Source organism: Streptomyces sp. NEAU-YJ-81, assembly GCF_017592595.1.
Lineage (GTDB): Bacteria > Actinomycetota > Actinomycetes > Streptomycetales > Streptomycetaceae > Streptomyces > Streptomyces hygroscopicus_B.
This window is the reverse complement of sequence record NZ_JAGFNO010000015.1, coordinates 121456-135119: the sequence shown is the minus strand read 5'-3', so window position 1 is coordinate 135119 and position 13664 is coordinate 121456. Positions and strand designations below refer to the sequence as shown.

The following is a 13664-nucleotide window of genomic DNA, read 5'->3' as shown; positions in this document are numbered from 1 at the left end:
CTGTGCTAAGGAGGATTCCCGTGCGAGTTGTGGTCATCGGAGCCGGAGTGGTGGGCGCGGCCGTGGCGGCCGAACTGGCCGCGCGCGGCGCCCACGTCACCGTGCTCGAAGCGGATCACCCCGGAGCGGGCACCACCGCGAACTCGTTCGCCTGGCTCAACAGCGCGAACAAGGAGCCGGAGCCGTACTTCGCGCTCAACCTCGCGGGTATGCGCGCACACTACGAGCTCGCCGGAGACGGCGCGCCGTGGTTCTTCCCTACCGGAAACCTGGAGTGGGCAGTGACGGACCGGCACAAGGAAGTGCTGGCCGAACGGGTGGCACGGCTGAAGGCCAGGGACTACCCAGTGGAGTGGATCACCGCGGAACAGGCCGGGAAGCTGGAGCCGGACCTCGCTGCGGCACCGTCGCACGCCGTGTTCACTTTCTTCCCCGAGGAGGCGTACACGCTGCCCGTGCTGCTGCTGTCCCGGCTGCTGGGCGGAGCCAGGGACCTGGGCGTGACGGTGGTCGGCGGCGCCAGGGTGACCGCGATCGAACACGGCCCGGCGGGAACGACCGTGATATGCGCCGACGGCGGCCGCTACCCGGCGGATACGGTAGTGAGCTGCGCGGGCCGGTGGACGCAGGGAGTGGCCGAACTGGCCGGTGCGCACGTCCCCATGGCGGACCCGGATCTCGCGGGCTCGGCGACGGTCGGCTTCCTCGCCACCACCGCACCGACGGCCGCGCGCCTGTCCCGCGTCCTGACCGGCCCGCGGCTCAATCTCCGCCCCGACGGCGGTGGCCGCCTGATGCTCCAGGCCCTGGACCTGGACGCGTCCGCGGACCCCGCCAAGCCGTACGCGCCCGACGGCGAGATCGCCACCGACATGCTGGCCCGTCTGCCCGAGGTGCTGAACGCCGCGGAGGGCACCGTCGTGGAGAAGGTCCGGGTCGGCCAACGCGTCATGCCGGGCGACGGTTTCACGGTGGCGGGCTTCCCCGCTACCGACGTTCCGTTCTACGTGGTGGCGACCCACAGCGGCATCACCCTGGCCCCATTGCTCGGCCGCCTGGTCGCGGACGAGCTCTACGGCCATGAGTCCCCCTTGCTGAAGGATTTCCGGCCGGGCCGCTTCACCTCCGGCGAGGTCCTGCCCCCGCCGCCTCCGGCACGCCGCCCGGGCGAGCAGTGAGACGGGCGCGCCGGTCCTCCGCGACGGCAGCGGCATGACCGGCGCATCCCATCGAGCCGGGTGGCCGGGCGCGGTGTTCCACCAGCCGCGCCCGGCCGCCCACCGGCCCGTGTTCAGCCCGTGGAGCGCCGGCCCTTGTTCAGCCCGTGGAGCGCGGGCCGCCTGCGCAGTCGAGTGCCGTGAGGTCGACGGCGTCGGCCATCGCCTGCATCCCCTTGTCGTTGGGATGCAGATGGTCGCCGTTGTCGAGGAAGGGCAGCACCCGCTCGGGGTCGTAGGGGCTGCGCAGGACGCGGTCGAAGTCGGTGACCGCGTCGAACTCGCCGCTGCTTCGGACGAAGGCGTTGACGTCCTGGCGTACCCGCTCGGCGGCCGCGTCCCATTCGGACCAGCCCTTGAAGGGGCCCACAGTGGCGCCGACCACGCACTTCCCGGCCGCGTGCGCCCGGGCGATGATCTGGCGGTAGCCGTCGATCATGTCCGCGGCGGTGACGCCGGTGTGTGCCTTGATGTCGTTGACCCCCTCGAAGAGGAACACGGTCCGCACGCCCGGGAGGGACAGGACGTCGCGGTCGAGCCGGTTCAGGGCGCTCTGCCCGGCGCCGTCGGCGAGGACCTTGTTGCCGGAGATCCCCTCGTTCGCCACTCCCCTGACGCCGGTGGCCGCCTTCTGCAACCGGCGCGCGAGGTAGTCGGGCCAGCGGCGGTTGAGGTCGGTGGTGGATTGCCAGCCGTCGGTGATGGAGTCGCCGAGCGCCACCACGGCACCGGTGGCGGCGGATGTGCGGACGGTGACGGCGTCGAGGTAGAACCAGGAGCCGGTGGTGTCCGTCCAGTGCGTGGCGCTCTCCTCTCCCGTGTGATCGCCCTGGGTCGTGTACGACGTCTGCATCGCCATCCCGTGCCCCGTGGCCGGACCGGCGGCGTCGGGGGTGTGGAGGCTGACGACCAGGTTGGTCGCGACGGGCAGACCGCCGGGCAGGGCGTCGCTCAGCACGGTCTCGCCCGCCGGGATGGTGACGGAGTGCCCGCCGCCGAAGGTCAGCCGCCGGTTGCTGCCCGGCTTCAGCTCCGCACCCGACTTCTGGACGCCGGCGTAGACGCTGTCGAGGGTCAGCGGCCGGTCGCCGAAGGCGTTGGAGAGGCGGATGCGCAGATCGCTCCCGCCGACACTGGTGTGCACGACCATCCGGTAGCCGCGGTCCGGTGTCCCGTCCCCCAGCCGATCCGCGCTCGCCGCCCAGGTGACGACGTCGGGCCGGCTGCCGGCCGCCTCAGCGGGGGTGGCGTGGAGGGCGGCGGCCGCGAGCAGTGCGGCGGCCACGCCGCCGAGGGCGGCGCGGCGAGCCGTCATCGGGCGAACCCGTTCAGCGTGCGGGACTCGCCGGGCGCCAGGCGGATCGTACGGGAGGTGCCGCCGTGGGCCACCGTCGTGGTGTGGCCGCCGACGCTGTGGATCCGGACCGACGTCGGCACCCCTTGCTTCCAGCGCAGATCGACGACGAAGCCGCCGCGCGCGGCCAGTCCGGTGACCGAACCGGACGCGGCCCAGGCGTCGGGCAGGGCGGGGAGCAGCTCCAGGTGGCCGGGGCGGGAGTACAGCAGCATCTCGCTGATGGCGGCCGGGGTGCCGAAGTTGGCGTCGATCTGGAAGATGCCACGGCCCTTCTCGACCTCGTAGATGTCGAAGAGGTTGAACGCGGTGCCGTTGCTGCCGTCGGTGGAGGGGCGGAGGTTGTTGGCGATGAGCTGGTATGCCTTGTCGGCGTTCTTCAGCCGCGCCCAGCACAGGGCGCGCCAGGCGTTGGCCCAGCCGAAGCTGTTCATGCCGCGCGCGGTGAGCAGGGCGGTGGCCCCGTCCACGATCTCCTGGGGAGTGGAGCCGTCGGGGCGGATGCGGTCGCCGGGGAACAGGCCGATCAGGACGGAGAGATGGCGGTGGGTGGTCTCGCCGAGGTTGTCGGGGGACATCCACTCCTGGAGCCATCCGGTCTTCGGGCTCACCTCCGGCAGGTACAGCTTCTCGCGCAGCGAGGTGATCGTGTCCGCGTAACCGCTGTCCTTCTTCAGCTCGGCGGCCGCGGCGGCGAAGTTGCCGAACAGCGCCCACACCAGTTCCTGGGAATAGGTGTTGCCCTTGGCGTCCTGCGGGCCGTGTTCGGGCGACCAGTCGCTGTCGTCGATCAGCACCTCCTTTGAGGTGCCGGGGAGGGTGGTGGTGAGCAGCCGCGCCTCCCAGAACTCACAGGCGCCCTTGAGCAGGGGGTAGATCTTCGCCAGATACGCCCGCGACTGGGTGTACTCGTAGTGCTCGTACAGGCTGTTGCTCAGCCAGGCATTGCCCGCGGGATGCCACCACCAGCCGCTTCCACCGTGGATGTTGGTGGAGAAGGCCACGGCCCAGCCGCCGACCTTCCCGGTGGAGTTGCGGTAGCGGTTGCGCGGGTCGTTGAAGAGGTCGTGGGTGAGCTCGGTCCAGGACGGGAGCTGGGCGAGGCAGTAGTCGGCGAAGGCGTCGAAGCAGGAGGACAGGCCCGTCCGGTCGGCCATCCAGTAGTTCATCTGGATGTTGATGTCGGTGTGGTAGTCGCCCATCCAGTCCGGGTCGTTGCCGTCCAGCCACAGGCCCTGGAGGTTCAGGGGAAGGCTGTCGCGCGAGCCGGAGATCATCAGGTAGCGGCTGTACTGGAGGTAGGCGGCCTCCAGTTCGGGGTCGGGCACACCGTCCCGGGCGCGTACTTTGAGGCGCTCCCAGGTGTCCATCGATCGCTGGGCGTCCGTGGAGGTGCCGAGTGAGAGGGTGAACTTCTCGTACAGGCCACGGTAGTCGGCGATGTGGGTGCGCCGCAGAGTGTCCGCCGAGTGCCGGGCGGCGGCGCGGACCTTCGTGCGGGCCAGTTTCTCGGGGTCGAGGGAGGGGTCGCGGTACTCACGGTCGGCGTCGGGCACGTAGTTGGTGCCGCCGCTGACCACCACCGTGAGGTCCTCGCAGCCGGAGAAGTCGATGCGCGTGCCGTTGACGCGGACCCGGCCGCCGCTGCCGTATGCCGTGACCGCCGCGCCGTACCGCAGGCCGTTGGGGAAGGACGCGCCGAACGATTCGGCGTTCGAGGGCTTTTCGCCGTGGGTTCCCCCCAGGGTGACGGTGCCGGTGTAGTGGCCGCCGCCGCTCTGTGTGAAGTGCAGGACGATCGCGTCGTCGGGGTGGCTGGCGAAGACCTGGCGCCGGTAGGTGACGCCGGAGCGGACGTAGGAGCTGGTGACCAGTCCCTGTGCGAGGTCGAGGGTGCGGCGGTAGCCGTTGACACCGGACAGGTCGTGGTCGGGGATGTCCACGGTGAGCCGGGCGAGCAGGGTGAAGGAGCCGAAGTCGCCGCGTCCGTACGGGAATTGGCCGTCGGCGTCGAGGGTTTCGTTGAGGCCGCCGGTCCACATCGTGGCGTCGGTGACCAGCAGCAGTTCGCGGCCGGGGTCGTTGCTAGCGAGGGCGCCGAGGCGGCCGTTGCCGACCGGCAGGCCCTGCTCGATCAGGGAGCCCTCGTCACCGGGGGCCAGCCACCACAGTTGGTCGTGTGATGTGCCGGTGAGCGGCGGGGTGTCGGCCGGGCGCCGGGGCGCGGCGGAGGCGGTGAAGGCGGGCAGGGTACCGAGGGCGGCGGTGAGTCCGGCCGTCGCCGCGAGGGACAGCGCGGTTCTTCTGCTGGGGTCACTGCCGGGGGCTCTGCTGGGGTCACTTCCGGCGTCGGTCGGGCGGGGGTTCATGGCGGCTCCAGGCGTGTGAGATCGGCACGGGGGCCCGGCCGGGGCCGGGCCCCGGGGGTTCAGGAGGACTTCGGCACGTCGATCCGGTCGATGTCCGGCGCGTAGCCGGAACCGCTGTCGAAGGTGATGGTGTTGGAGCCGGCCGTGAGCGCCACCGGTACGTGGACACTGCTGACGGTGGACCAGTCGCCGGTCGAGGGGAACGCATGGCTCGTGGCGCCGCCGCCGTTGGCCGAGACGGCGACGGAGCGGGCGTCACCGCTGATGTAGGCGACCTTGATCTGGTAGGTGCCGGCCTTGTCGACGACCACGTTGTTGAGGGTCAGCTTGCCGCCGGTGTAGAGGTTGCCGACCTTGTGGCCGTCGGAGCAGGCCGGGCAGTCGGCGACGGAGGCGTTGCCGCTGAGGGTGTTCGCGGACGACTCGGCCTCGATGCCGGTCCAGGTGAGCGCGTCGCCGCGCGGAGTGACCGTGAAGAGGCGGGAGCCGTGGGCGGGCAGGGCCTGGGTGATCTTGTCCTTGTGGCTGCCGAGGCTCTCGTGGTTCCACAGATCCCGGACCGCGGCCTTGCCGGTGAAGCCGAGCGTCGACCAGTCGGCGGTCACCGAGGCCGGTTTGTCGGCGAGGTTGAACAGGGCGACCGTGTAGGTGCCGTCGCTGTTCTTCGCCGCCCACACCTGCTGTGGGTCGGATGGCGTGACCGGCTTCGCGGGCGCGTTGCCGCCCTGGTTGACGGCGATGACCTCGCGGTTGGTCAGCAGGGACAGGCCGTAGGAGTCCAGCCTGGTCAGGTCGTCGCCGGTGTACAGCGGCGACTTGGCGATGGCCCACAACGTGGCGTAGCTCTGTCGCTCGGCCTTGGTCAGGCCGTCCATCTCGCCATTGCCCACGTCGAGGGAGTCGAGGTCGTTCCAGCCGCCGGGACCGGCGTGCCGGGTCCAGGCAGGGGCGTCACTCCAACGGTCGTCCACGGAGTTTTCCCAGCTGACGAGCGTGTTGCAGTAGCACTCGACGTCGGTGTCGATGCGCCAGCCGTTGGAGTACTTCTTCCAGTCGGCGGCGTGCCCGATGTCCAGGGACCAGGACAGCTCCAGGTGGATCGGGCGGCCGGTGGCGGCGATCGCCTTCTGCCAGGCGGCCACGTCGGCGACGTTGTTGTAGTTGTCGCCGCTCTTGAAGGAGCCCGGGCCCACACCGTCGAGCTTGAGGAAGTCATAGCCCCAGTCTGCGAACATCCGCGCCTGGGAGTCGATGTACTTCTGTGCGCAGGGATTGGAGAAATCAATCTTGTACGCGCTGTCCCAGCCATTGGTGGTGCGCAGGTCGTCGTAGACGATATCGGCCGTGGTGCAGCCCTCGGCCTTCCAGATCGGCACCTTGCCCCCGCCGTACGCCTCCTTCTCCAGGCCGACGGGCAGGTAGATACCGGCCTTGAGACCCTTGGAGTGGATATGGTCGGCGACCGACTTCATGCCGCTGGGGAAGCGCACCGGATCGGCCTTCTGCCGGCCGTACTCGTCGAACTCGGGCGTCCACGCGTAGTTGCGCCACCAGCCCGCGTCGATGTTGACGTACTCGTAGCCGTACTTCTTCAGCTTGGTGGCCATGGCGTCGGTCTGCTTGAGGACGTTCGCCTCGGTGAGGTAGCTGTAGTCGCCGTTCGGGTTGAGGCCCGGGTACTTCGATGACTGCATGCTCCAACTGGTCCAGCCCATATAGGGCTTGGCTGCCACGGTGGCCGGGCCTGCCGTAGATGCCGGGGTGGCCTTGTTGTCGTCGGGCTGTGCCTGCGCCGCCGGGACGGCGGTGGCGAAGCCCGCGGCGAGGGCCAGGACGACGACGGTTCTCAGACCGCGTACGGGCATGAGGGCGTACGAGGATGACCGCATGGGTCCTACCTCCTGGAGGTGTGGAACGGGGAAGGGGCGGCGGGGAGACGTGGCGGGGTTCGGGGATACGGCGGCGAGGGCTCGGCCTTGCCCGAACCGACGGTGAGTGCGCCGATGAACGGGCGCCTGGGCAGGCGACGTGGTGGGGCTCGCGGCCATTCGGGGAACGACAGCGCGATCGAGGCGGTGGCGGGCAGCCGGACGAAGACCGGCGGGACGATCAGCGGCGGGTGATGACGACCCGAGGGAGAGGCGGTCGCCGCGTCCGCGACGGGAGCGGGAGCGGGTCGCGGAGGGCACGGTGTTTCTCGGTGCTGTTCAGGCGGGCTGCGTCATGGCTGCTCCTCGTATGTGCTGGTTCGCGTCCGACCTGATGAAGGACTGGATGGCGGTTGCCGCGGCGCCGCGGGCCCATTCGTCGAAGGGCAGCGGCCTGGTCTGCACATCGCACTTCGCCGCGGAGCCGAAGGCCGCCGCGGCGAAGGCGGCACGGATGTGATCGGCGAACAGGTCGTAGGCGGCCAGGCCCTCGCCGGAGATGATCACGCGTTCGGGGCCGAGCAGATTGGCCACGGTGGCGATGCCACGGCCGATGGCGTCGCCCGCCCGTGCGTAGATCTCCCGCGCCCCGGCGACGCCGTCGTGGGCCAGTCCGGCGGCCTGGACCGCGTCGGCCACCTGGGCCCCCGTGGCCGCGCGCATCTGACGGACGATGGCATCGTCGCTCGCGATGGCCTCCACACAGCCGCGGTTGCCGCAGTGACAGCGGGGGCCCGCCGGGTCGACGGCGACGTGGCCGATCTCGCCGGCCACACCGTGGGCCCCGGCGACCACCCTGCCGTGGACCACGAGGCCGCAGCCGATGCCCGCGCCGACCGTCACGACGGCGAAGCCGGACAGCCCCACGCCCGCCCCGAACCACTGCTCCGCCACGGTCAGCGCGCGCACGTCGTTGTCGACGGTGACCGGCAGCCCCGTGGTCATGGCGACGAGTTCGGCGAGCGGCACATCGCGCCATTCCAGGAAGGGTGAGTAGCGCACAACGCCCTCGGCACGGTCCACGTCGCCGGAGACGGCCATGCCCAGACCCGCGACGCGCACGCCGAGGCCGTCCGCTTCGATGAGCAGCTCCCGTACGAGTTCGGTGGCCGACCCCAGCACCGCCTTGGGGTCCCGGGCGGCGAGGGGGATGTGCCGGGCGACCAGGATCCGGCAGCACAGGTCGGTGAGCACTCCGATGATCTTGTCTCCGGTCACCTTGACCCCGATGAACAGCGCACGGCCGCCGTCCACCCGCACCAGGTTCGCGGGCCGCCCGAGTGCCGGGCGCGCATCCTCGTCCACGTCCTCCACCAGGTAACCGGCCTCGATCAGGGGGCGGACCGCCTTGGTGACGGCAGCGGCCGACAGCCCCGCCCGCCGGGCCACTTCCATACGGGTGAGAGGGCCCTGGGACAGGACCGTGGTGAAGATCTGCGCGGCGGCCGACGTGTTCGCGGGGAACGACTCGACCGCAGGGGGCGAGGACATGGCCGGGAACCTAGGCTCCTTATTTTCCGCTGTCAATGAAAGAAGCAGGAATCTCCTGAGGATTGCCTGTGAGCCTCGATCTCGGCTCCAAAGCCAGCCACACACGGGGTGTTGACATGTGATCGAAGGTCTCGTTGGCTTACGGGGCGACCCTCATCGCACGCACCGAGCGCTCCGCATCCGCGGGCGGCACCCGCCACTCCCCCGTCGTCTCCCGAACGTGAGGCCCGATGCCGACGATCTCCCGTGCCCCGGACACCGGGGTCTGGCTGCTGACCACTCCCCGTACGTCGTACGCCCTGCGCATCGACGAAACGGGCGCGCCCTGCCACCTCGCATGGGGGCCGCGGCTGACGCTGCGGGAGGCGGAGGAGCTGGCCGTGCCCGCCGGGGAGGCGGCGAGCAGCTTCGAGGGACGGCCCGCGGTGGGCGAGGAACTGCCGGTCGACGGCGGCACCCGCTACGGCACGCCCTCCCTCCAGGTCCGCTACGCGGACGGCTCCCGCGCCTTCGAGTGGCAGCCGACCGGACACCGCGTCCGCACGCCGTCCGATGGCATCCGCGAACTCTCGCTGGAATTTCGCGACCGCCACTACCCGCTGCGCGTCGCCCTCCACTACAGGGTGCGGGAGGACACGGATGTCATCGAGCGCTGGACGGTGCTGAGCAACGACGGTGACCAGCACCTCAGCCTGGTGCGGGCCGACTCGGCGGCCTGGTCCCTGCCGGCGACGGCGGACTACCGGCTCAGCCATGTCACCGGCCAGTGGTCCGCGGAGAGCCAGCTGCGCCGCGAACACCTGCCGTACGGCGAGACCGTGCTCACCAGCCGGCGTGGCGTCACCAGCCACCACGCCGCTCCCTGGGTGATGGTGGACGCGGGTGACGCGGCCGAGGAGCACGGCCGGGTGTTCGGCGCGGCCCTGGCCTGGAGCGGGAGTTGGCGCATCACCGTCCAGCGCACACCGGACGGACGCGCCGGGTTCTCCGGCGGCGTCGGCCACGAGGGCACCTGCGTGCCGCTCGCACCGGGCGAGGAATTCATCACCCCCGTGTTCGCCGGACTGTTCACGGACGGCGGGTTCGGCGCGGCGAGCCGGGCCTGGCACGCGTACACGCTGCACCACGTCCTGCCGCACGGGCATGAGGTGGCGCCCCTGCTCTACAACTCCTGGGAGGCCACCGGCTTCGACGTGGACGAGGCGAACCAGAAGGCGCTGGCCGAGCGGGCCGCCGCGCTGGGCGTGGAGTTGTACGTCGTCGACGACGGCTGGTTCGGGGCCCGGCGCAGCGACCACGCGGGGCTCGGCGACTGGACCCCCGCCCAGGACCGCTTCCCCGAGGGCCTCGGCCCCCTGGCCGACACGGTGCACCGCCTGGGCATGCGCTTCGGCATCTGGGTGGAGCCGGAGATGGTCAACCCCGACAGCGACCTGTACCGCGCGCACCCCGACTGGGTCCTGCACACCCCCGGCCGGGCCCGCAGCGAGCTGCGCAACCAGCTCGTACTGAACTTCGCCCGCGACGACGTCGCCGACTGGGCGTACGGCTGGCTGACCCGGCTGGTCGCGGACCACGGCATCGACTTCCTCAAGTGGGACATGAACCGCGCCTTCAGCGAGGCCGGCTGGCCCGGCCCCCCGGACGGCAACGACCGACTGTGGACGGGCTACGTGGCCAACCTGTACGGCGTCCTCGACCGGCTGCGGGCCGACCATGCCGGGCTGCGCATCGAGACGTGCAGCGGCGGTGGCGGACGCGTCGACCTCGGCATCCTCACCCGCACCGACCAGGCGTGGGTGTCGGACAACACCGACGCCGTCGACCGCCTGGTCATCCAGCACGGCTTCGGTCAGCTCCACCCGGCGCGCACGATGTCCGCGTGGGTGACCGACGTACCCCATCAACTCACCTCCCGCACCGTGCGGTTGCGGTTCCGCTTCCACGTGGCCATGTGCGGGCTGCTGGGCATCGGCGGCGATCTGACCCGCTGGTCCGAGGCGGAACTCGCCGAGGGTGCCGAGCTGGTGGCCGAATACAAGCGGGTGCGCCACCTCGTCCAGCACGGCGCCCTGTACCGGCTGTCCGGGCCGCACGGCGAGCTGCCGACCGTGGTGCAGTACGCCGCCGAGGACGCCACCGAGACCCTGGTACTGGCCTGGCAGCGCGGCCCGCGCCACGGTGTCCCACGGCTGCCGGTACGGCTGCGCGGGCTCACCCCCGGCGCCCGCTACCGCGACACCCGCACCGATGAGGTGCACCATGCCACCGTGCTCGCCGAGTACGGATTCCACCCGGACCTCCGGCCCGGCGACTGGGCCAGCACAGCCGTGCACCTGGTCAGGATGGAGCACGACGATGGCTGACACCGCTCGCGTGGCGCACTGGCCGTAGTCGGTGACCCGCCGGGGGCTCAGTCGCGGTAGGCCGCGATGGCGATCTGGACGAAGGAGCGGATCAGTGGGTTCGTGTCGTCCTCGTTCCACGCCGCCACCACCCGGCTCGGGGGCATGTCGATCAGCGGCACCACGGCGAGCCCCGCCGCCGGTTCATGGTCCACGAGGGTCATGCCGACCGTGCCGTTCCACAGAACGGCCTGCACGCATTCCTGGACGGCGCGCACCACCGGGCCCACGCGGGGTTCCCCGCCGTTCCAGTACGCCTGCCAGAGCGGGTCGGTGCCCGCCGGGAACCGGAACCAGCGGCGGTCGGCGAGGTCGGCCAGTTTCAGGCTGTCGTGGCGGGCCAGCGGATCGTCGCTGCGCAGCAGCGCGCCCACCGGGTCGGTGCGCAACTCGTGCACGGTCAGGCCGGTCTCGTCGAACGGCCCGCGGGTCAGGGCGATGTCGACCAGTCCGGCGTGCAGCCCGCAGGTCGGATCGGTCAGGTCGGTCTCGCGGATGTGGACCTCGACGCCCGGGTGCCGCCGGGAGTAGGCGCCGGCCAGCCGGGCCGCGCCCGGGTCGGCGCTGTCGCCCAGGAGGCCCACGGTGAGGGTGGCGGCGCCGGCCGCGGCGGCCACGCGTACGCGTACCCGGTCGGCCTGGTCGAGCAGGGCGCGCGCCTCATCCAGCAGCACCGCCCCCACCGGAGTGAGCGCGACACCGGCGGACGATCGGCGAAGCAGCGCGGCACCGAGCTCGGCCTCCAACTGCTTGATCGCCCGACTCAGTGGCGGCTGGCTCATATGCAGTCGGATGGCCGCCCGGCCGAAGTGGAGTTCCTCGGCGACCGCCACGAAATAGCGCAGTGTCCGTAGCTCCATGGTGGAACGATACCCATGCGGTATCGACTCCACAGCATGGGTCTTGGACAGTCGCCGTGCCCGGGCACTGGAATCGACGTGTGACTGATGAACCGAAGACCAGCGAGCCGATGGCCGGCCCCGCCGTGTCGGTGGTCGGCCCGGGCGACGGCGAGATGATCGTCCTGGGCACCACGCGACTGCGCATCCTCGAAGACGGCCGTAACACCGGGCACCGCCTCGGGATCGCCGAATCCGTCCTCGCGCCACACACCCCCGGACCGCCGCAGCACCGCCACGCCGAGCACGACGAGGGTTTCTACGTCATCTCCGGCACGGTGCGGTTCACGGTCGGAGAACAGGACTACGACGCGACCGCGGGCACGCTCGTGATGGTCCCGCCCGGCGCCCCGCACACCTTTGCCAACATGACCGGCCAACCGGCCGTCATGCTCAGCACGTTCACACCAGACCTGTATGTGCGGTACTTCCGGGACCTGCGGGACATGATCGCCGGCGGCCAGGCGCTGACCCCGCAGGCGAACATCCAGGTGATGCGCCGTTACGCCACCGAGCCCGCCACCGACTTCGCCCGGAAGACGGAGTCGGCATCGTGAACGTCGCCTATTGGATCGTCGCCGGTCTGCTCGCTCTCTTCTACCTCTACGGGGGCGGGGTGAAAGTGGTCCGCAGCCGTGAGCGGCTCCGGCCGATGATGGCCTGGGTGGACACGACGCCGATGCCGGCCGTCAGGGCCATCGGGGTGATCGAGGTGCTCGGCGCGATCGGGCTGATCCTCCCGCCGCTGACCGGCATCGCGCCCTGGCTGGCCCTGGCCGCGGCCATCGGGTTCGTGGTCCTCCAGATCGGGGCGACCAGGGTCCATCTGAGCCGCGGAGACCGCCAGATCGCTCTCAACATCACGCTCGTTCTCGCCGCGGCCGTGACCATCTGGCCGGCGACGGCATGGCTGTGAGCCCGGACAAGGTCGGCGAACGATGGGCCGTACCGCGGCGTTCGCGTAACGCCGCCGCGCCGCAATTGGGCCGGGGTATTGGACGGCGGCCCGTACTGCCGAGCTTTCGGACAACGGCTGCCCCATGTCACATCGGAGCCATGGCGCAAACCGCCCACATCCTCACCATGGGACACCTCGTTGTACCGGCAGGATCGGAGGTTCCGCTATCAGAACGCCCCGAGAGATCGGGGCCTTCGGTCGGAGATTTTCATATTTCTGAACAGCCGGAACAGTGGTGCGAATAACACAAATTTCACCCTCGTCGTGCGTCCGAACCCTACAGAAAAACACTATCCTCGATCCGGTCGTTGACTGGGCGGAGGCCGGAACAGCGACGCTGCCCGCAGATCCGCGCGGTCAACGATGAAGTAGAGCAGGCGTGGTTCTCCACGTCTGGTGAGGGCCGCCGCCCCTGCTCCAACTGCCAGGAAGGGAGGGGCGGCGGTTTCCGGCCATGGCAGTCTTTGTTCATCGCTTCATCCACGCCGTTCGCACTCAATTTGCATTCGCGATCTCATCATTGCGTCCGGCATGGATAGTCCGCCCGGGCAATCACTTAGCCGACCTGCAGAAAACTGCCAAACCGAGTGGCAATGAGCGGACATCAGACAGACCGCCCGTACCGCCTCGAACCAAGACGCGAATAGGACGGCCGGTCGGCCTCGTGGCCTGAAAGCCCCGCCGTATCCGCCTCGTTCGCACACCGGGCGCAGGGCTTACGCGAAGACTCCCCGGTGATGCGTGGTAGGTCCGGCTTTGGGTGCTTCGTCGCCGACTGGAGTGTGGCGTTGGCCATACCGGCAGGAGCTCAACTGGCGCGTTAAGTGAATTTACGCGCGCTCCCTATCGCAAACTTGCGAAATACCCGCCGGTAAGTTTAGTCACTATGGTCGGCAATAGGAGATAAGCCACTCAATGTCCGCTGCGCGAAGCGCGATTGTAGTGCCTCCCTCCGACAGATCCTGGCTGACGCTTGGTCAGCGGTTACTGCGGGTTTAGTTGCGTATGGGGACGTGGCTGCGTTAACTACACGACACCTGTCG

At 70.1% G+C, this 13664-nt stretch carries 9 protein-coding genes; 4 read left to right on the top strand and 5 right to left on the bottom strand.

What is annotated here, in order from left to right; genetic code table 11:
• The first annotated feature begins 20 nt into the window (after positions 1-20).
• A complete protein-coding gene (locus tag J5X86_RS28450) occupies positions 21-1178 on the top strand; it encodes an FAD-binding oxidoreductase (protein ID WP_208519564.1) in 1158 nt (385 codons plus the stop codon).
• A 139-nt stretch (positions 1179-1317) separates the two neighbouring features.
• On the opposite strand, the gene J5X86_RS28445 is transcribed toward J5X86_RS28450, so the two are convergent.
• From J5X86_RS28445 to J5X86_RS28430, 4 genes are all read right to left on the bottom strand, one after another.
• Positions 1318-2532 carry an SGNH/GDSL hydrolase family protein gene (locus tag J5X86_RS28445; RefSeq protein ID WP_208519563.1) on the bottom strand — a complete coding sequence of 405 codons (1215 nt, stop codon included), beginning with the start codon at positions 2530-2532 and terminating at the stop codon, positions 1318-1320.
• Positions 2529-4940 (bottom strand): glycoside hydrolase N-terminal domain-containing protein, encoded by a 2412-nt coding sequence (locus tag J5X86_RS28440; RefSeq protein WP_208519562.1) that lies wholly within the window; start codon positions 4938-4940, stop codon positions 2529-2531. Before J5X86_RS28440 ends, J5X86_RS28445 begins: the two co-directional genes overlap by 4 nt.
• A gap of 59 nt (positions 4941-4999) precedes the next feature.
• Positions 5000-6829 carry a CBM35 domain-containing protein gene (locus J5X86_RS28435; RefSeq protein WP_208519561.1) on the bottom strand — a complete coding sequence of 610 codons (1830 nt, stop codon included), beginning with the start codon at positions 6827-6829 and terminating at the stop codon, positions 5000-5002.
• Between the two features lie 318 nt (positions 6830-7147).
• The gene (locus J5X86_RS28430) at positions 7148-8359 is read right to left on the bottom strand and encodes an ROK family transcriptional regulator (RefSeq protein WP_208519560.1); all 1212 of its coding nucleotides are present in this window, start codon (positions 8357-8359) and stop codon (positions 7148-7150) included.
• Positions 8360-8589: 230 nt separating this feature from the next.
• Here J5X86_RS28430 and J5X86_RS28425 point away from each other — a divergent pair, with 230 nt between their 5' ends.
• Complete coding sequence (locus J5X86_RS28425) at positions 8590-10725, top strand: alpha-galactosidase (RefSeq protein WP_208519559.1); 2136 nt, start codon at positions 8590-8592, stop codon at positions 10723-10725.
• Positions 10726-10772: 47 nt separating this feature from the next.
• Here J5X86_RS28425 and J5X86_RS28420 read toward each other — a convergent pair whose 3' ends face one another.
• Positions 10773-11624 (bottom strand): LysR family transcriptional regulator, encoded by an 852-nt coding sequence (locus J5X86_RS28420; protein ID WP_208519558.1) that lies wholly within the window; start codon positions 11622-11624, stop codon positions 10773-10775.
• 110 nt (positions 11625-11734) lie between these two features.
• On the opposite strand from J5X86_RS28420, the gene J5X86_RS28415 reads away from it, so the two are divergent.
• On the top strand, positions 11735-12220 hold the full coding sequence (locus J5X86_RS28415; protein ID WP_208519630.1) for a cupin domain-containing protein: 486 nt from the start codon (positions 11735-11737) through the stop codon (positions 12218-12220).
• Entirely contained in the window at positions 12217-12579 is a 363-nt protein-coding gene (locus J5X86_RS28410; RefSeq protein WP_208519557.1) for a DoxX family protein, read from the top strand. Before J5X86_RS28415 ends, J5X86_RS28410 begins: the two co-directional genes overlap by 4 nt.
• The last annotated feature ends 1085 nt before the right edge of the window (positions 12580-13664 follow it).

Bases quoted from the DNA above. Each gene is read 5' to 3' on its own strand.
- J5X86_RS28445 (WP_208519563.1), bottom strand. From the start codon at position 2,532: ATGACGGCTCGCCGCGCCGCCCTCGGCGGCGTGGCCGCCGCACTGCTC.
- J5X86_RS28430 (WP_208519560.1), bottom strand. From the start codon at position 8,359: ATGTCCTCGCCCCCTGCGGTCGAGTCGTTCCCCGCGAACACGTCGGCC.
- J5X86_RS28440 (WP_208519562.1), bottom strand. From the start codon at position 4,940: ATGAACCCCCGCCCGACCGACGCCGGAAGTGACCCCAGCAGAGCCCCC.
- J5X86_RS28435 (WP_208519561.1), bottom strand. From the start codon at position 6,829: ATGCGGTCATCCTCGTACGCCCTCATGCCCGTACGCGGTCTGAGAACC.
- J5X86_RS28425 (WP_208519559.1), top strand. From the start codon at position 8,590: ATGCCGACGATCTCCCGTGCCCCGGACACCGGGGTCTGGCTGCTGACC.
- J5X86_RS28415 (WP_208519630.1), top strand. From the start codon at position 11,735: ATGGCCGGCCCCGCCGTGTCGGTGGTCGGCCCGGGCGACGGCGAGATG.
- J5X86_RS28420 (WP_208519558.1), bottom strand. From the start codon at position 11,624: ATGGAGCTACGGACACTGCGCTATTTCGTGGCGGTCGCCGAGGAACTC.